Origin of the sequence: Zooshikella ganghwensis (assembly GCF_018263875.1) — a bacterium.
Lineage (GTDB): Bacteria > Pseudomonadota > Gammaproteobacteria > Pseudomonadales > Zooshikellaceae > Zooshikella > Zooshikella ganghwensis.
In genome coordinates this window covers 211,433-230,086 of the sequence record NZ_JAEVHG010000004.1, presented here as the reverse complement: position 1 = coordinate 230,086, position 18,654 = coordinate 211,433, and the positions used below count along the sequence as shown (strand labels likewise).

Here is an 18,654-nt window from a genome sequence, read left to right as displayed (position 1 = left end):
GAGCCTATTCTTACACATTAAAGCTAACAATAACAACAGATTTCAAAAGCCACTCAATTAAAAACACATACGTAGTTTTCCGAAATTATAAAATTTATAAAAAAACTCCACACTACAACTTGCATTTTTAAGCTTCTATTATACTTTCGTCTAATTGACCATTATCCCATGAAAAATATAAATTCATTAGGCGCGCATTTTATAAAATCCAAATTACAGTAAGGATAAAATATGAAAAGTATTAATGAAAAAGATTTTAGAGAACTAGACGCTAAAGAAGTTGAATTGGTTGCAGGTGGTAGTGGCACCTCTGAAGGAACAACTGAAGTATATTCAACGATGAAACCAAATGGTGGCACCACAACTGACTGGAAAGCAGACTACCGTTGGGATTAATAGTTGTAGTTTAGACCACTAAAAAGTGTTGATTTACCCATATTGGGTAAATCAACATTTCTATACTGTACAACGAGGGATTGTATTAATGAAAAGTATTAATGAAAAAGCTTTCAAAGAACTCAATGCTAAAGAAGTTGAATTAGTTGCAGGTGGTAGTGGAACTTCTGAAAGGGTTATGGAAGCTTACTCAACTATGAAACCAAATGGTGGTACAACAACTGACTGGCGAGTAAAGTTTCGTTGGGATTGATAGTTGTATTTTATATAGTTGGATAATACAGTGCATTAGACAGCCAGCTGTTTAAGGTTAAAATAATTTACTAAGGATTTAGAATGAAAAGTATCAATGACAACAAATTCCACGAACTAACTCAAGATGAAATCAAAACCGTTGCCGGAGGTGGTACAACCTATCAAGAAGCGGTTATTGAAAGCACACAGCCTGGCAATAAACCAGACGTCGTTTATCGTATTAAAATCGACTTCTAATATTCTTATATTAAGCGCATTTAAAAGTGCACTTAATTAAGTTGCGATAACAAAACACCTGAAGTGGTTATATTCTACAGCTAACAAATATACTGTATCTAGCACGAAGGACTTTTAAGGGTGGCAGTTAAATGCTCCTCGGCAATAGCTCCTGCATTGCTCTACTATATGACATCCATGTCATTATGCATAAACTGCATTCCCACCATCCTTGGTGGTCAAGAGCGAGGAGAACAAACCCTAAAAATGATTCGTGAAGGGTATATCAACTAATGTAACTTGATATGATATATAACGAGTATAACTCACTTTGGGTTTTACTTTTACTGGAGAGGGACATTGTCAGTAATAATAACGCACACAGATAATGACATATCAACAGATGAAGTTATGGCTTGGCTATATAATAAAGATAGTGCCCCCAAAAGAATCAAAGGTGATGACTTCAGGACAAAACCTTTTTCTATCAGACTAAAGCCAGGCAATAAAGAAATAAAAACATCTCTCGATGGCACACTCAAAAAAAACAATGAAACAAACCCAAATAATGCTTTTTGGTTCAGAAGATGGTTTGACTTTAATTGGAATATAACAGACTTCTCTAACGATCAGCTGGATAAAAATGAAAAAGTGAAATTAGCGGTCATTACACACCATCATCTCAGACAAGAACGTTTAATATTAGATAACTGGTTGCATAGTCATCTGTCATGCAATGATAGGTCATTAAATAAAGGATTCATTGAAGTAAACAAACTACAGGTACTTGATATTGCTGATCAAGTAAATCTATGCATACCTGACACACTTATTACTAATTCTCGCGAAGAAGTAAAGGAGTTTCTAATAAATAAAGATCGCATTATTACAAAGCCAATCAGTGAAGCCTTTTTATATATTGATGACAAAAATGGTAGTTATGTAAGTTATACAGAAGAAGTTACAGCGAAAGAGATTGATCAAATGCCTACAAAAATAGGCACCTCTTTGTTTCAAGAGTTACTTCACAAACAGTTTGAGCTTAGAGTTTTTTATCTGGATGGTTCTTTCTACCCCATGACTATTTTTTCTCAGAGAAATTCACAAACTCAAATTGATTTTAGACGTTATGATAGAGTTAAGCCAAATAGGAACACATCATTTAAATTACCGACTGATATTGAGAAAAAGTTACAGTGTTTACTTGAACAGCTAAAATTAAAAACAGCGTCGGTTGATATGGTTTATACCAAAGATAATCGCTATGTTTTTCTTGAAGTAAATCCAGTTGGGCAATTTGGTATGGTATCTAAACCTTGCAACTACTATTTAGAAGAAAAAATTGCTGACTATATATTGTCTATGGAACAAAAAGCATGAGCCAAAATAACTTAACCAAGACACTTAAGCAGCTTTATAACGAACAGCATATCAATAAGTTTCCCCTTCCATATTATTTTATGAAATACAACGAACCACCAAGTAATAGCCAGAAAAATTACACGATAAGGTATACCAAATGCTCAAAATACAACACTGACAATATGCTTTGTTACCAATTTGAAAAGCATGTAACCAGATTTTGCAGTTTCGAAAACGACTTATTTGAGAAGTAATACAATGATTTATGAAAACCCTACAGCTAAATGTTATCTTCTTTTATACTCATCTATTCAGATTGTAAAAGGCTATGCAAGATCTTTACTTATTGATCTTGAACGTCATAAAATGAGGTTGATACCAAATGAGTTTCTTGAATTTATTGACCAATGCAAGACTACTTATTTACCAACTGTGCTAAAAAATTATCAAGAAAATGATCAGCCTATCTTAAAAGAGTATATGGAATTTATTATTGAGAATGAATATGGATTTTACACAGATCAGCCCGAATGCTTTCCTGAACTTGACTTAACCTGGAAAACGCCTAGTGATATTACTAACGCCGTTATTGATGTTAATAAAAGCTCTAAACATAGTTATACTGATATCATCAAAATATTAGACAAACTCAACTGTCAAGCGATTGATTTGCGAGTTTTCGAACATATCAACTTTGATATCGTAACTAACTTCATTCATGCTACAGAATCAAGTTGCATTAGAAATATCAATATATATATTCCATATAATACCTGGAAACAAAGAGCTATAGATAAAGATTACTTTTTGGATTACCCAAGGGTTAACTCTTTTATTATTCATGGTTCCCCATCTAATATTATTAAAGATAATGATTACGACAAAAGAAAAGTCATTTTTCTCCAAAAAGATATAACTTCAGCCAGCTGCTGCGGTTATGTTTCAGAAAACCTTATGATAGGAAACATGTCACTTTTTACGGAGTCACAGCATTATAACTCTTGCCTTAATAAAAAATTATCTATCGATGTAGATGGTCAAGTTAAAAATTGCAATGTACAGGCTGAAAGCTATGGTAAGTACAACCAGATTGATGTTATTGACCTGGTAAAAAATAATAAGTCATTTTCATCGTTATGGAAAATAACTAAAGATGATATATTAGTCTGCAAGGATTGTGAATTCAGATATGTTTGCGTTGATTGCAGAGGTCTTATTAGTGACAACAACAATATTTACTCTAAGCCCGAACGATGCAATTATAACCCTTATAAAGCAGACTGGGAACCTGAACCTATCAAAATCATTGGTCAGTAAGTAATGGATTGTTTGAAATCGCTCAAGAATTACTGTTTTATTATACTATCCACTGTAATAAGCGCCACAGTCATAAGCGGATGTAGTACAAAAAACATGAAATTCGATAATGAAGCCTGTATTAATCAGGTGCCTAAAATGCAGTTTAGTTTGTTAGAACATATTAGAACAACTGCATTTTCTGCTAAATTAAACAACAACTATCATAAATGCGCAACTTTATATAAAATTTCAGCACAGTACAATAATAACCCTAACAAAGCTTCAGATTTATATGATTCTGCCTTATGTTTGAAAAGTCAGGGCAATATAAAACAAGCAATGATTACTCTAACAGAATCGATAGAAAGTGGATTTTATAATATAGAGCAAGTGAAAAATGATTTCCCAAGTATTACAAATAAACCATTTTACTTACACCTGCTTACAAAAGTCATAACAAATAAAAAATTATACTTAAAGAAAATAAATAATACACTTTTATCGCTTTATGAGGCTGATCAAAATGACAGGAAACAGTCAACTCTATCTAAAAATCCGAGTCAGCAAACTATAGCTATGTGGAATAAAATCTCAGAGCGTGATCAGCAACGCACCAAGCGTGTTATTGAAATTACACGTCATCAACTTACTTTATCTGCTGATGATTACTATCATGCAGCTATGATACTTCAGCATAGTCAAGCAGCTGATGGATATTACTTAGCACATCAATTATGTCTCAATGCATTAAAAGTCAATCCACACCATGATAAAGCTCGTTATTTAGCAGCAGCGTCTCTTGACCGATATTTAATAGCTCAACAGTGCCCACAGCTATTTGGCACACAATATGTAATTGAAGATGGTCACTTCTATCAACAGCCTTCTCACAGAATATCAAATGATTTAAAGTTGTATTGGCGCGTACCCTCAGAAGACAACTACCGAAAACAGGTTAATAAATTATTAAAAACCAATCAACCAGGTAATGATCAAGTAAAAAAATAATATCTATATCCACCCTTAGCCATGAGTATAACCAACTCACTACGTGTATTATATGTCAAACTCAACAAAAAATTCGCTTTTTAGAGCTGAAGTTTATGAAAAACTTCATCATAATTTTGGTAAAATACTGATCATAAGACCTATCTCTTTTTCTATTTACGTTATCTTTATTTTGTTTTTTTTGGTTATCTTAGTGAGTTATTTAAGCTGGGGAAGTTATCGAAAAATCGAAGTTGTTTCTGGTGTACTTGAGCCTTCAAAGGGAATCAGTGAAGTCTTTGGCATCAGAAATGGCGTAGTCGATCAAATAAATGTGATTGAAGGTCAATTTATAGAAAAAGGTCAACCCCTCATCCGAGTGAAAACAGAAAGACAAACAACGACTGGTGATGTTGATCAAGAACTTATCACACAAATTGAACACCGTTATAAATTAATAACAAATCAAATATCAAAAAGTCATCATATACTAACACTTGAAAAAGAACGCCTTCAACAAAAGAAAACGAATACCGATATTGAGCTTGAACACTTATCAAAACAAATTAAACTGAGAAATGCTCAAAAGCGTTCTTTAGAAAAAGATGTCATTGCATACTCAAATTTATATAAGCGTGGGCAAATTTCTGAAAGCAGCTATAAAGATATCCTAAACAAAAAGAGAGAGCTTGAAATTAATATTCACGTTGATCAACGTGAGCTTGGCCGGTTAAAAATGGAACTTAATGAAGATATAAAATCATCTCAACAAAAAGAGCTGGAAATAGAAAACACTATCTTTAAACTTAGTGAAGAACAACTCTCTTTAAAACAACAGCTAATCGAAACCAAGTCTCAAAAAGGTTACGTTATAAAATCCCCAGTGACTGGGCAGGTCAGTGCTCTACTCGCTAAATCTGGTCAGCACGTTGATACTGAAAGCTTATTACTCACAGTACTGCCTGCACAAAGTGAGCTAATGGCCGAACTATATATACCTAGTCGATCTATTGGTTTTACACATCCAGGTCAAAAAGTACTTATTCAGTATGATGCCTTTCCATACCAAAAATTTGGCCACCATGAAGGTGAAATCACAGCTATTTCGCATACAATACTACAACCTAAATACCTGAATACGTCTATTAACATTAATGAGCCAGTTTATAAAGTCTCTGTTAAATTAAATAAACAAACAATTGATGCTTTTGGTAGTCAGTATAATCTACAACCAGGGATGCAATTAATGGGAAGTATTCTTGGGCAACAAACTACCCTGCTGGGTTGGATATTTGAGCCAATTTATAGTTTACGTAGGCAGTCATTATTTAGTGAATAAATCACAGCATTAAGATAAGTATTTAGTAAAATGATGAATATAATGGAAGCACTTGGGGCACATTTCACCAAAAAACTCCCCGTGATATTTCAGAGTGAAAGCTCTGAGTGTGGGCTAGCTTGCGTCTGTATGATAGCAAACTATCATGGTTATAAAACCGACTTATTGACCTTGAGACAGCAGTGTAATATTAGTCTAAAGGGTGCCAGCTTATCACAAATTATCAAAATCAGTGATCAACTAAAACTGAACTCCAGAGCTATAAGGATTGAGCTTGATGATTTAAAAGAAGTTTCTACTCCTTGTATTCTACATTGGAAAATGTGTCACTTTGTTGTCCTTAAAGCAGCTAAAAAGTCCCATGTAGTCATTCACGACCCTGCTATGGGAGAACAACGTTTAAGCTGGGAGCAAGTGTCAGAAGCTTTTACCGGTGTAGCACTGGAGTTATCAACTTCCAAACGTTTTGAACAAGTAGACAAACGCCTTAATCTCAGCTTAGGAACATTTCTAAAAAGTATCACAGGAATCAAGCGTAGTTTACTTCAAATTTTTCTACTAGCCATCGCTATTCAAATTTTTTCACTTATTTTACCGTATTTTATCCAAGTCGTCGTTGATAGCGTTATAGTGAATAAAGACAAAGATCTTTTGTTTGTATTAGGTATAGGCTTCTTATTGTTAACCTGTGTAAAAGTACTTACGAGTACACTTCGCTCGTGGTTAATTGTCTATTTAAGAAGCGTTTTAGGAATACAGCTATTATCAAATTTTTTCCGTCATCTAATGCGCTTGCCTCTCACATGGTTTGAAAAACGCCATGTAGGCGATGTACTTTCTCGGTTTGGCTCCTTAGACAAAATTAACCAGTTATTAAGCACTGGTTTTATTGAAGGTGTAGTTGATGGTCTTATGGCACTCATTACGTTAGCAATGATGTGCATTTATAGCGTAACACTCACCTGCATAACGCTGGCCGCAATAGGAATCTATTTTATATTCCGGCTTGCTATTTATCGATTGCTCATGGAGCGTACAGAAGAAAGTATTCAATTCGCAGCAAATGAAGATTCGATATTTCTAGAAAGTGTTCGTGCTATTCAAACCATTAAAATATCAAATCATGAATCAACACGGCAATCCACTTGGCGTAATGCTTATGCTGACTGGCTAAATGCAGATATTCGTTTAGCTAAACTCACTATATCCAGTGATACAACTTATGATTTATTAACTGGAATTGAGTATGTTCTATTAGTATGGGTCGGTGCACTTATTATTATGAGCAATGAGTTTTCGATAGGTATGCTGTATGCTTTCTTTGCTTATCAAGGCCAGTTTTCATCATGTTCTCAAACCTTTATTAATAAATTTTTTGAGTATAAGATGATTTCACTTCATCTTCAGCGGGTCTCTGAAGTAATCTTAACCGATGAAGAAAAGCACCTAGAGTCTAGCATTACTATGAATAATGAAGTTCAAGGTAAAATTGAACTGCACAATATTGCTTTTAAATACAGTGGGGAAGATCCATACTTATTCAAATCATTAAATTTGACGATCAAAGCTGGAGAGTGTGTTGCTATTGTCGCACCCTCAGGTTACGGAAAAACAACTTTAATGAAAATTATGATGGGTCTTTTAGAACCTGCTGAAGGCCAAATTACAATCGATGGTATTGATATCAAGCAGTTTGGCATGCGTAACTATCGCGATACCATATCTGCGGTAATGCAAAATGATGTCTTATTATCAGGTTCAGTTGCTCAAAATATCAGCTTGTTTTGTCCTGAGTTGGACATGAATCGTGTGCTTGAATGTGCTGAACAAGCAAAAATTGCTGAAGATATTTTAAACATGCCAATGGGGTTCAATACCCTTGTTGGCGATATGGGTAGCACTTTATCTGGCGGACAGATGCAACGTGTTTTAATAGCACGCGCCTTGTATAGCCAACCAAAAGTTTTATTTTTGGATGAAGCAACCAGTCACCTTGATAAGAAATCTGAGCAATTTGTAAATGATGCTTTAAAACAATTAGACATGACAAGAATTATTATTGCCCATCGTGAAGAAACTATTAAAATGGCCGACCGTATAATTGATTTAAAAGCACTTGTCACTCAAACAACAAATGGCCAGACAACCCCTAATCAAAGTCAATCTGAAGCAAAAGCGGTTTAGTTGGTAACATTGTAGTTATCTATACCCTTCACGAATCATTTTTAGGGTTTGTTGTCAGCGCTCTTCACCCCAGTCACTTATTAATAATATAAGCTCCCAGGGCTTCATCGCTTGACGGCCGCCCTTAAAAACCCTTCGTTTTGGGTATATGATTTTTTTATTAAAACCACGTTTAAAAGCAGCCTTTGTATAAGGCTGTATAACGCCTTGCAAGCCTTCCGCAAATCTTTACCCTACCGTAAAAATGAACCACTGGGCATCAAAGTAAAGAGTTACGATCTTAACCTAATCTGTTACATATCGTAGCCTTGTGATGTACATTACTAAGCCTTGCCTGCCTTTTACATACAATAGCATCCAGTGAATTTTGGTAAGGCGATGTCATGAAGTTGGGTGCTAATCGTAGTGTATTTTTGTTGGATATCTCTGGCTGCCATGCCGAATTAATGGTCACAGAGATCAATGGTGCTGAAGGGATTTCTGACCCTTACAGTATCGAAATCAGCTTAATGAGTCGTCATCCTGAATTAGGGAATCTCAACCTTATTCGAAAGCCTGCCTGTATCACCATTCGTGGTGAGGAAGAAGACCGCATAATTCACGGTATGGTTGCTTCATTAACCGAAGCCAGCCCTGGCAACCGCTATACCGAATACCACGTAAAAGTTGTACCTAAACTTTGGTTTCTTCAATATCGAGAAGACTGTCGTACTTATCAAAAACTCACGGTACCTGAAATTGTTGAGCAAGTTCTCATTCGTGCGGAGCTACAAAAGGGTATCGATTTCGAGTTTCGGCTTACAGACGATTATGAAAAAGAAACCTATATTGTGCAGTTTAATGAATCTGACCTCAATTTTATTGCCCGCCTGCTGGAAAAAGAAGGTATTTTTTATTACTTCGAGCATACTGCTGACAGCCATAAACTTATTTTTGTAGACCGAAATGAAAGTTTAGCGCCAATTGTTGGTGACACACTGAGTTTTCATATGAAAACCGGTATGGTACCTGATGGTGACTGTCTAGATACTGTGAAATACAGTCAAAACGATACCATCGGTAAGGTGGTGATGCGGGACTATAACTTTCATAAACCACGGTTAAACCTCGAAGTTGAGCATACACTGGGTGACCCCACAACAGTTGAGCATATTTATCCTGGGAATTATAAGACGATAGAAGCAGGACAGCGTTATGCCCAAATTCGCTGTGAAATGCATCAAGTCAAGAAAACCATTGCTACGGTAGGCGGCACTTATCGCACGATGATTCCCGGTTTTACAGCGGCAATTGAAGACCACCCAGTTAAAGAAGTTAATCAAGCCTACATTATTACTCAAGTTGTGCATGAAGGTCGCCAACCCCAAGACTCTGATGAATATGCTGTAGGTGATGGCGCCTATTATCGCTCACGTGGCGTTTTCATACCCAAAACAACAACATACCGCCCTCAGCAACGGCACAAAGCCCCTAAAATGCCAGGTAAACAAACTGCCGTTGTAACTGGACCGGCTGGCGAAGAAATCTACACCGATGAATACGGACGCGTAAAAGTCCAGTTTAAGTGGGATCGGGAAGGCCAACATAATGAAAACTCATCACGCTGGGTCAGGGTCATGCAAACCTGGGCCGGAGATCGTTGGGGCAGTATGGTGATTCCCCGCATAGGCCAGGAAGTTACCATTGACTACTTAAATGGCGATGTTAACCACCCCGTAGTAACGGGCGTTGTCTACCATGGCAAGCATCAAACACCCTATAAACTTCCTGACCATAAAACCCGCTCTGGCTTTAAAACCAATTCATCCCATGGTGGTGGCGGCTTTAATGAGTTCACCTTTGAAGATAAAAAGGACCAGGAAGTGATAATGGTCACGGCAGAAAAAGACCTGGATGTCCGCATCAAAAATGACCGTCGTGAACATATTGTCGGTAATAATAGTGTTGAAATCCATCAACATGACTTCAAACATATAAAACAAGACCAGCATATAAAAGTAGATAAAAATCACGAGCGGATCGTAAAAGGTGATTATAACGAGACGGTGCTGGATAGCCGCCACATACAGGTTAATGGTGAGCACCGGATAGAAGCCAAAGATATGAACTTTAAATCCGGCCAAAAAATATTACTGGAGTCAGATACCGAAGTCACCTTTGTAGCCGGTGGAAGCACCATTACTGTCAACCAGAAAGGCGTATTTATTGATGGCAAAACCATCCATGTCAAAGGACCTGGAATCCCCACACCCGTCAATATCATCACACCTGAGCGACCCGCCCTTGCGGAAGAGGTAGATCAAGGTCGTTCACAAAAAACTACAACTAAAGCCAAAAAAACTGATACTAAAAAAGAAGTTAGTAAAAATAATTACAGCCAAAGAGACTCCTTGGCTCAAGCAACAAAATTGAAAGTACCCTTTTGTAAAGTCTGCAGTAATAAACGATGAAAAACAGTAATATTCAAACCGAAAATATTTATAGCATGATCGAAAATAGGCTAGAAAATATCTATATTTTTATAGATGGTTATATGCCTAAACAAAAGCTTAAGGAGCTTTACATACTATTAACAAGTTCTGAATATAGGTTCCTATTTAGTGAGTACAATTTTTTTGAAGAAACCTGGGATGTTAGTCCAATTATCTTAGAAGTTAACAATATTGCGTTATTTAGATCGATTCAGAGGCTAAATATATTCGGTTGGTTTTGGATAGGCTTATCAAATAATGATATTGATGATGTTTATAGATATTTTAAGAATCTTGTAACAGCATACTCTCCACAAAAAGACGAAGTAATTTTTCGATTTTACAATGGAGAAATATTTAGTAATTATTTGAATAACTGCACTCAAGATGAAATAAATGAGTTATTGGGCCCAATCAACTCTTCGTTTTTTCACATATCTAATACTGACTGGAAGACTGTTGTTAATCGTAGAGCTACAACACCCAGCCCACAAAAATCTCCATGGTGGATTATAAAAGACCAACACCTTAATATTCCATCACTCATAAACATGAAGATCTTACATACAAATATCACAAGTTATTTATGGAGCAATCATTTTCAGTTTGCTCAAGGAATTGTTAATGAAGAAGGAAAGCTAGAGTGTTTTGCAACCAGAACAGTAGCAAGATCAGAAGCGCTTGGGTTTAATAATGAAGATCAAATATATAAGCTAATAGACTTAACTGTAATTGCGGGTGAAGGATTTGAAAATGCCACGCCAAAAAACAAGATAATTAGAGGAGGTACTGTTCCTCCAGATAAAGTATTAGATTATCTTTCGGAGTTTGTAAAAAATGACTAGTTTTTCAACTAATGGTATTTCGTGCCCTGAAAAATCTTGGATAGATTTAACATTACTTGATGAAGTTAAAGAGCCTTATAGAAACATTGATATTAAATTGACAAACGTTGACAATCCTGAGATAACTTTACAAGCTCAAACTAATGCAATTGGCAGAATCTCTTTTAAAGATGTCATTAAAGGCGCATACAAGATTGAAATACAAAATCCCGAAAAATTATTAGAGCTAGCCCGAACAGAAAACCCTGATTACTTTAAACCTAGAAATATTACTTCACAATGGGCAAAAGAAACAGGCAAACACCATTTAATTGGAAAACTAGGTGTACTAATTGCTTCATATACAAAAGTAATTACTTCTTTTCAGCAAAACAAACCAGAAAAAGTTATCTTACCAAGTATTCATAGAGTAACGAATAACAAAAAGAGCTATATAATATTCACTAACACAGAGTCAATTTTAGAAATACAAAAGATTCCATTAGATACTTATACTTTATTTGTTGGTGGCGCAGGAGATGGAGGTATACTTCATAAAAACACACTGGATGCATATCAATTATATTCTGACCTTATTACCTTCCACAAAATTGGTTTTATTGAACACTATGAATACGATCATGGTAAAGAAATTATATTAAATGAACTAAAATCTAAGAAAGCCGTAAATATCATTGGTCATAGTTGGGGAGGAGATACAGCCTCTCACTTAGCAGTAGACATAAATCGAATTAGCTTACTCGTAACAGTCGACCCAGTTGGCTATACTAAACCAAATTTTAAAGATAGGTCATTCAGGTGGATTAATATCAACTCTGTACCTTCTGATCAAGATTATTCATTTATTGATGATAAAATAATTGTCACTATTGGAAATAAGTGGGGAACCTACCCAAAAGGAAAAGCAGATAACTATTTAGAGTCGAGCTATTCACATTCTCGTTTTCTTTTTATGCTCCAACAAAGGTTTGACTTGTTAGGTGGAGCCAATACTGAAGAGATAATATTTAATGATAAAAACTAAATTTCATCATTTTCCCATTTTTATTGTAAATTTAGTCATTATTTCTGGCTGCACATTGCAAAACTATAAAACCCAACTTACAGGGCTTGCTATTACTCCACCTACAGAATCATACTGCACACCCCACCAGGAACTAGATAGCAACTATTTTGATACAGGCAAAATAGACACAAACAGCTCAACTATAAAAAAGAGAAATGTATATGCAATAGTAGCTTTTTCAGAAAAATTAGAGACTATACTCGGCAATAGCACTCCTCTTCCAGTAGTCAACACTTATTACAATAACGTTAAGAGAAGTCACGGATTCCCGTTTATTTTTCTATACTCAATTATAAACAAAGATGGCAAAAGGGTTTACTTAAATAGCTCTAATGAAAGATATAAAATGGGTAACATATCATTTTATGAATACATGGTACCCATACTACTACTTGATGAAATATACACTCAACAAATTAATAGCTATACATTCAATATAAGCAATTCATATCAAGGATTTCTAACTTATACAAAAGAAACTGATCTTGTAAGCATAAAACCCTACGATATTAAATATCTACTAAACCATGGCAGCTTTTTAAAGAACAACGAGAAAAATGAGCCACTATATAAGCCTATCTGCAGAAACATTGTCCCATTTCCACATTTTTTTCTAGATGAAGATACGGGTATGGAAGGAGTATTATAGGCTTATATTTATGTTGTTCATATACACTTTATTTACTTTATTTTTTTCTTGCTTATCCATAATCTTATATACTCATCCTCCAGGCATGGGTCATACAGGTATTGAGCTTATTTTGCCACTTATTCTGTTTACGGTGAACGTTTTTGTGTTTGTAGTTGTCAAGCTGGCTTCAATAGAATTAAAACCGAATAGCATCACTCTGTATAAATTTTACTGGGTATGGTGGATAGGCACAACTTTCTACTCATTCATTCTTTATGATCAACAAGAATTCATTAAATATATCTTCATGTAGATAGCTAATAGTCGACATGGATTATAAGCCAACCAAACTCAAAAAGCTTATTCTCTGTAGCCCCCCCTTTGTCCAACGGCTGCATAGCGCCCATCAAACACGCCGTAAATCCCTCCCTGGAGGCTTGGTTGCCGCTTCCTTGCGGCAAACAGTTCGATGTACGTTATCCAGCCTAGATATTATCAAGTCACACTCTGAATTATCACTACTGCTTATTTAAAAGCGATTGATTTGTTACTACAAAGTGAGCCTGCAATGCTTGAATTAGTTTGTGAAGCAGGTGCCGGGAGCACCGTGAGCAGTAGAGACCAAGGATGGTCTTCTGCTGCAGGAAGAACAAATTAAATCATGCATTGCATCAGCACAATCTCTATTCATTAAATAGTAATTATTATATGTGCCTGCTATGAAGTGGTAACCCAGTTACTATAGATTAATTCTCAACATGTTCAATAAGAATTATCTATTCACTGTTTACGGTAAAACCATCTAAAATATAATTTATTAACCATACTCAATTCATTTTTATTAATATAAACCTACCCAAGCAATTATAATAAATCAGTTTATAAAAACCTATCTTCACCTGATTATTACAAATAAAATATTGTAGTATTTAATCATTACTCTCTACCAACTCAAATTACTAACCTTTCACAATCTTCAACTATTTGATTTACTTTTTCTTGGAAAACCTGCACTAAATTACTTAGTACCTTTTCGCTTCGTTTCGTTTTGACTTCTGTCAACACTTTAAACTCTGCACCATCGATAATAGCAAGGTTCTTAGCTAGAGTTTTATAATACTCTATATGTTTACTAGCAAGCATCTTTGGAGTTTCATTGTTTCCCCTAGCCTCACACTCCATCTGTAAAATCGCTATTTCAAGATCAGTTGCGGAATCTTCCAGTACACGCTGTCCTCGTTGAATTTTGTCATTCCAACCCATAAGAGCATACTTTCCAGAATAACTAGAAACTTTTTCTCTTGCCACATTGCTAATGCTTTTTAACTGTTTAGATATCTGTTGCTTAATTTTTTTCAACGCTACTTGAGGTGGTGTATGCATAGCTTCAGTAGGTTCTAAAACCCCAATATCTTTTATTTGATGCTTAGTACCATCAGGCAACCAATATTCAATACCACGGTAGTCTGGTAAAACTATCCAATGATTATTTTTAAAGACAGCCACTTCATTTTCTTTTACCATAGGAGGCTGCTCAAGTGTTGCATATGCTGCTACCAGAGGCTTTCCTTCTAGAGGGTCAGATCGAGCTATCACTTGTGTTAAATATTCACCCGTTTTAGAGTGATAGCTATATACAATTGTCATTATTTATTCCTTAATATTTAATACAATACAGCATCGCACAATTACGGGGCCTCGTTTCGTTTCCACCTGTTTTACCTGTTACAGTAGATGATTTATCGAACCACTCACCACCACCTCCAGAACCGCCAGATAAGTTTTTAAAAGTAACAATCGAATGATCGTGTGACTTAATTTCATCCATTTGATATGACCCTAATTGCCTCTTCTCATCAATCCCACGACCATTATCAAAACCACGGATAAATTCACCGCGCAAATCTGGCAAATTAAAAGTTGTTAAACCATTACCTTCACCAAACACAGTACCAATTACACTAAATAAGTTGGCATATGATATCCGAGACAAAGCAGCGCCATTACATTCAAGCCACCCTTCTGGCGGGGTATCTGCGGCAAAGGCGATGACTGCACCAGGAGGTGCATACACTTTTCCACACTTGCCATCTAATCGTTCTGAATCTGTAGCCTTTCCCATTACATCTAGCTTAGAATTTAATGCAGCTTGCAGTCCTGTAACGTCAGTAACTCCCAACTTATCAACATCAGATATTAACTTGTCAATTTGTTGTTTTAGCCATGCTGTTCTATTCGCAAGCTGCTTAGCTTGACGATTAGAAATACCATCAGGTCCTGCCACTACAGGATCAGTTGTTTCAAGTTGGTAAATACCTTCTTCATATTCATTTATTTCAGATAAATGTGCCATTAAGCTACTCCGTGTGAAAAACTTCCATCATAAGAAATTGTAGAATTGTAAATATGTAAAGCCTGGTCATAGTGCAAACCTGCTAAATAGCAACGAGCAGGTGCAGTTTGCGATAATAATCGGCGCACTTGTTGAGCTTGAGTAATAGTAATTGGACGGTGAAGATAGACTCTATATACTGCCCATTCACGCCCCCTATCACCATGAAAATAACGCCCGTTATATAAAATTTTATTGTTATATTGCTGTGCATTCAGTCCTTCAATAATAACGGCATCACCATAACCTGCTGCCGCTAGTGCTCGCCGAACGCTGCCAACTGTGCCTTTTTTAACGTGAACACCAAAACTTTTCTGTACTGTTTGACGCTTTTGATCTTCAGACCAATTACCATCCCATTCATCAACAGATAAAGTCCAGGCTAACCAAGGTAATAATTTTATAGGACACTCATCGGGATTCCATAATAATCCAATCCCAACAGGTATATTATCCAAACGTGCCACTGCTTGCTCTTGCGCACATTCTTTAAGTGTTGAATTTATTGGTAGTAATTTATTAGTCATTTTTTCATTACTCTTCCCATGATCAATTGCAAATAAAGCAGCGCTTTCAGCCTTGGCAATTTATTAAGGACTCCCTTAAGTCTATTGCTTAGTATTTTGGGAAAGGGCTTTGTGATTTCATTGAAGGTAATGTAACACGAGCTCACTATGGTATTTAGGTGAAATATTTCACTTATTAATAGAGTGAGCATACTGACAAGTAGGTGCTTCAAAGTATACAACTGTAAATAAGGCTTACTGGATAGCCTCATTAACTTATTAATTAAACAGTGATTAAATAATTTTAATCAAACTTTATTTCTTAAACCAAATAACTTTTGTGACAGTTCCCACAACGCTATTTAGCGCTTGGCTACTATTAATAATTGTTTTTTCTTATGTTTGCGATTAAAATTTATACACCAAATTTGCCATAAAAATGGTAATTAAAACTTTTTTACGCTCAGCCCAGACTTTTAGTCTGGGCTTTTTATTTTAACATGATCAAAAAGTGATCGAGATCAATAAACAACAAATAACGAGTAGTTTGTAAGTCTATTTTGCTATGCGTGGTTCAATCCCCCGTAAAAAATTATAGGAAAATATATGTCCAAGAAAAGCACGACATTTTACCGTGACAAGCGCCGTAAGTCGCAAGAGTTCGAAAGCCGTGAGGAGTTTTTGAACCACGATCTTAAAATAATGAGTTTTCGTCGTTGGGGTATTCACCTCCCCTTCCGTGATTATTCCATCGAAATAGAAGACTGGGTACCTGCATTAGCAGCTACCATAGGTAAAGTGGTGATGGTGACCGCGATGGTAGCCGCTTTTGCTGCCCAGTTTGGTTTGTCTCCTGAGTTTGTGGCGGAAAACGTTCGTTATGAATTACTGATTGCCGGAGCACTTTTTGTCATTCTGTTTTCCGCCATTCTCAACCCCAATGCGAACTTAGCCGGTACCCACGGCCCAATGATCCCGTTGATTCCATTGATTGCTGCTGCAGGAGGACATCCCCTGGCACTGGGAATCATGGTCTGTGTATTCGGTTTGATACTTGCGTACACTAAAGGGGGGTCAAAGTTAATGACTCTCACGGGGGTTGGTGTCCGAGGAGGACTGCTCATCTATCTCGGTGCGGTCGGCCTGATTGGACAAATCAACAAGACTGAAGCCTGGGCCACAGCCAGTGACCAGGGTTATATCTCCTTCGCAGTCATCGGTGTGACAGTGCTGATTTATGCCTACCTCGCTAAGATTGGCAAACGCTGGCTAGCGATCCCGCTATGTTCAGCTTTAGCTGGTATAGTGGCATATAGCATGGGGGCTGATTTTGCCTTTACCACCGAGCCTGGCTTGCCAAATTTCAATCCATTCTACTGGTGGGGTGAAGACACTGGTTGGCAGCTTGGCTGGCCTAACCTGGAGCACTTTATTGCTGTTATTCCTTTTGCGCTGTTAGCCGTTGCAATGTGGTCACCTGACTATCTGGGTCATCGAGTATTTCAAGAACTGAACTATCCAAAAGAAGCTAAAGGTGTGCTGATGGATGTGGATGACACTATGGTCGCTGCATCGATTCGTCAGGGTGTAGGTTCCTTCCTGGGTGGTGGTAACCTGGCTTCATCCTGGGGTACATACATGATCCCTGCCGCTATCGCTAAACGTCCAATTCCCGGTGGCGCTCTGCTGACTGGTATTTTATGTGTGCTGGCATCAATAATTGGTTATCCAATGGATCTAGCCATGTGGGAGCCGGTTCTGCGTGTGGCGTTAATCGTCGGAGTATTCCTTCCATTGCTGGAAGCGGGTATGCAGATGATCCATAAGCATAAAGACTCACTCAGCGCTGGTATCTGTATTTTTGCCTGCGCTTACGTTAACCCGGTATTCGGTTGGGCAACCACCATGTTGTTGGATAACATGGGTCTGATTGGTGATCACGAGCGCGCCAAAGAGTTATCTGCCAAAGACAAGTACCTGATTCCCGGCATAGCCTTTGTTATCTGTGTGGGTTCACTGGCAGCTGTGGGTCAATTGCCAGGCATTCCTGCACTGATTGGTAATTAAGCAGTAACTCGCTAATTTCAGCTAACTATGCAGGGTGCAGTGCCTGCTAGAAACATCGTTAACAGTAGAGACTAAGGATGGTCTTCTGCTGGCTCCAGCAATTCGCTACGATAAAAAAACAATTTTAGATTTACTGAATACTACAGTTTAATCACTTTTATAAAATCTGCATAACGCCCCGTTAAATACGACGTAAATCCATCATAAACTATTTTTTACACCCAGTTTACCTAGGGCCTGTTAACATTACTTTCGAATCATAACAATCTAAAAACGTACTGATTAGTATATATAGTCAAATATTATTAACCCGCCTCCCCAAAATTAATCTACATTTTAACAGACTCCCTTGCATACCTTTTACATCACTCAAGGAGATTTTATTTTCGCCACTACACTATATAAGTAACAGGCTATATTTAAAACTTTTTTTGTGAAACAAATTTTTAATAAAAATTATAAGTCATTTAGCGTTATTTATACCCAATACGAATGGTTTTTAGGTGCGACCATCGAGTGACGAAGCCCCGTGAGCCTATATTAATAGGAGATTGGGGTGAGGAGTGAAGATAACAAAACCTAGAATTCATTCGTGAAGGGTATATATCAAGCTAGCTTGTTGAGCTATTTCATTTCTT

General features: G+C 36.7%; 16 protein-coding genes. 13 read left to right on the top strand and 3 right to left on the bottom strand.

Annotation, left to right across the window (positions count from 1 at the left end; genetic code table 11):
* Window positions 1-231 precede the first annotated feature (231 nt).
* From KHS79_RS08645 to KHS79_RS08590, 12 genes are all read left to right on the top strand, one after another.
* Window positions 232-396, top strand: coding sequence for a hypothetical protein (locus KHS79_RS08645; protein WP_212718325.1), 165 nt, complete (start codon window positions 232-234; stop codon window positions 394-396).
* A gap of 88 nt (window positions 397-484) precedes the next feature.
* Window positions 485-649: a hypothetical protein gene (locus KHS79_RS08640; RefSeq protein WP_212718323.1), complete on the top strand. Its 165-nt coding sequence runs from the start codon at window positions 485-487 to the stop codon at window positions 647-649.
* An 83-nt stretch (window positions 650-732) separates the two neighbouring features.
* On the top strand, window positions 733-888 hold the full coding sequence (locus KHS79_RS08635) for a hypothetical protein (RefSeq protein ID WP_212718320.1): 156 nt from the start codon (window positions 733-735) through the stop codon (window positions 886-888).
* Between the two features lie 339 nt (window positions 889-1,227).
* Window positions 1,228-2,247 (top strand): grasp-with-spasm system ATP-grasp peptide maturase, encoded by a 1,020-nt coding sequence (gene gwsG / locus KHS79_RS08630; RefSeq protein ID WP_212718318.1) that lies wholly within the window; start codon window positions 1,228-1,230, stop codon window positions 2,245-2,247.
* Between the two features lie 240 nt (window positions 2,248-2,487).
* Window positions 2,488-3,546, top strand: coding sequence for a grasp-with-spasm system SPASM domain peptide maturase (gene gwsS, locus KHS79_RS08625; RefSeq protein WP_212718315.1), 1,059 nt, complete (start codon window positions 2,488-2,490; stop codon window positions 3,544-3,546).
* Window positions 3,547-3,642: 96 nt separating this feature from the next.
* Complete coding sequence (locus tag KHS79_RS08620; protein ID WP_212718313.1) at window positions 3,643-4,536, top strand: hypothetical protein; 894 nt, start codon at window positions 3,643-3,645, stop codon at window positions 4,534-4,536.
* A 193-nt stretch (window positions 4,537-4,729) separates the two neighbouring features.
* Window positions 4,730-5,854, top strand: a complete 1,125-nt coding sequence (locus tag KHS79_RS26260) for an HlyD family secretion protein (protein WP_212718310.1) — start codon at window positions 4,730-4,732, stop codon at window positions 5,852-5,854.
* 30 nt (window positions 5,855-5,884) lie between these two features.
* Window positions 5,885-8,038, top strand: a complete 2,154-nt coding sequence (locus tag KHS79_RS08610) for a peptidase domain-containing ABC transporter (protein ID WP_212718308.1) — start codon at window positions 5,885-5,887, stop codon at window positions 8,036-8,038.
* 383 nt (window positions 8,039-8,421) lie between these two features.
* Complete coding sequence (locus KHS79_RS08605; protein WP_212718306.1) at window positions 8,422-10,488, top strand: type VI secretion system Vgr family protein; 2,067 nt, start codon at window positions 8,422-8,424, stop codon at window positions 10,486-10,488.
* Window positions 10,485-11,354, top strand: coding sequence for a DUF4123 domain-containing protein (locus KHS79_RS08600; RefSeq protein WP_212718303.1), 870 nt, complete (start codon window positions 10,485-10,487; stop codon window positions 11,352-11,354). The genes KHS79_RS08605 and KHS79_RS08600 overlap by 4 nt, the downstream gene beginning before the upstream one ends.
* Entirely contained in the window at window positions 11,347-12,378 is a 1,032-nt protein-coding gene (locus tag KHS79_RS08595; protein ID WP_212718301.1) for an alpha/beta hydrolase family protein, read from the top strand. Before KHS79_RS08600 ends, KHS79_RS08595 begins: the two co-directional genes overlap by 8 nt.
* Window positions 12,365-13,069 carry a hypothetical protein gene (locus tag KHS79_RS08590; protein WP_212718299.1) on the top strand — a complete coding sequence of 235 codons (705 nt, stop codon included), beginning with the start codon at window positions 12,365-12,367 and terminating at the stop codon, window positions 13,067-13,069. The genes KHS79_RS08595 and KHS79_RS08590 overlap by 14 nt, the downstream gene beginning before the upstream one ends.
* A gap of 933 nt (window positions 13,070-14,002) precedes the next feature.
* On the opposite strand, the gene KHS79_RS08585 is transcribed toward KHS79_RS08590, so the two are convergent.
* The 3 genes from KHS79_RS08585 to KHS79_RS08575 are packed head-to-tail and all read right to left on the bottom strand — an operon-like array spanning window position 14,003 to window position 15,970.
* A complete protein-coding gene (locus tag KHS79_RS08585; protein WP_212718297.1) occupies window positions 14,003-14,698 on the bottom strand; it encodes a hypothetical protein in 696 nt (231 codons plus the stop codon).
* A 10-nt stretch (window positions 14,699-14,708) separates the two neighbouring features.
* A complete protein-coding gene (locus KHS79_RS08580) occupies window positions 14,709-15,404 on the bottom strand; it encodes a tail fiber protein (RefSeq protein ID WP_212718295.1) in 696 nt (231 codons plus the stop codon).
* A complete protein-coding gene (locus KHS79_RS08575) occupies window positions 15,404-15,970 on the bottom strand; it encodes a phage tail protein I (RefSeq protein ID WP_212718293.1) in 567 nt (188 codons plus the stop codon). Before KHS79_RS08575 ends, KHS79_RS08580 begins: the two co-directional genes overlap by 1 nt.
* 585 nt (window positions 15,971-16,555) lie before the next feature.
* Here KHS79_RS08575 and KHS79_RS08570 point away from each other — a divergent pair.
* Window positions 16,556-18,016, top strand: coding sequence for a DUF3360 family protein (locus tag KHS79_RS08570; protein WP_212718291.1), 1,461 nt, complete (start codon window positions 16,556-16,558; stop codon window positions 18,014-18,016).
* Window positions 18,017-18,654 lie beyond the last annotated feature (638 nt).

Bases quoted from the DNA above. Each gene is read 5' to 3' on its own strand.
- KHS79_RS08645 (WP_212718325.1), top strand. From the start codon at position 232: ATGAAAAGTATTAATGAAAAAGATTTTAGAGAACTAGACGCTAAAGAA.
- KHS79_RS08640 (WP_212718323.1), top strand. From the start codon at position 485: ATGAAAAGTATTAATGAAAAAGCTTTCAAAGAACTCAATGCTAAAGAA.
- KHS79_RS08635 (WP_212718320.1), top strand. From the start codon at position 733: ATGAAAAGTATCAATGACAACAAATTCCACGAACTAACTCAAGATGAA.
- gwsS (WP_212718315.1), top strand. From the start codon at position 2,488: ATGATTTATGAAAACCCTACAGCTAAATGTTATCTTCTTTTATACTCA.
- KHS79_RS08620 (WP_212718313.1), top strand. From the start codon at position 3,643: ATGAAATTCGATAATGAAGCCTGTATTAATCAGGTGCCTAAAATGCAG.
- KHS79_RS08610 (WP_212718308.1), top strand. From the start codon at position 5,885: ATGATGAATATAATGGAAGCACTTGGGGCACATTTCACCAAAAAACTC.
- KHS79_RS08605 (WP_212718306.1), top strand. From the start codon at position 8,422: ATGAAGTTGGGTGCTAATCGTAGTGTATTTTTGTTGGATATCTCTGGC.
- KHS79_RS08600 (WP_212718303.1), top strand. From the start codon at position 10,485: ATGAAAAACAGTAATATTCAAACCGAAAATATTTATAGCATGATCGAA.
- KHS79_RS08595 (WP_212718301.1), top strand. From the start codon at position 11,347: ATGACTAGTTTTTCAACTAATGGTATTTCGTGCCCTGAAAAATCTTGG.
- KHS79_RS08590 (WP_212718299.1), top strand. From the start codon at position 12,365: ATGATAAAAACTAAATTTCATCATTTTCCCATTTTTATTGTAAATTTA.
- KHS79_RS08585 (WP_212718297.1), bottom strand. From the start codon at position 14,698: ATGACAATTGTATATAGCTATCACTCTAAAACGGGTGAATATTTAACA.
- KHS79_RS08580 (WP_212718295.1), bottom strand. From the start codon at position 15,404: ATGGCACATTTATCTGAAATAAATGAATATGAAGAAGGTATTTACCAA.
- KHS79_RS08575 (WP_212718293.1), bottom strand. From the start codon at position 15,970: ATGACTAATAAATTACTACCAATAAATTCAACACTTAAAGAATGTGCG.
- KHS79_RS08570 (WP_212718291.1), top strand. From the start codon at position 16,556: ATGTCCAAGAAAAGCACGACATTTTACCGTGACAAGCGCCGTAAGTCG.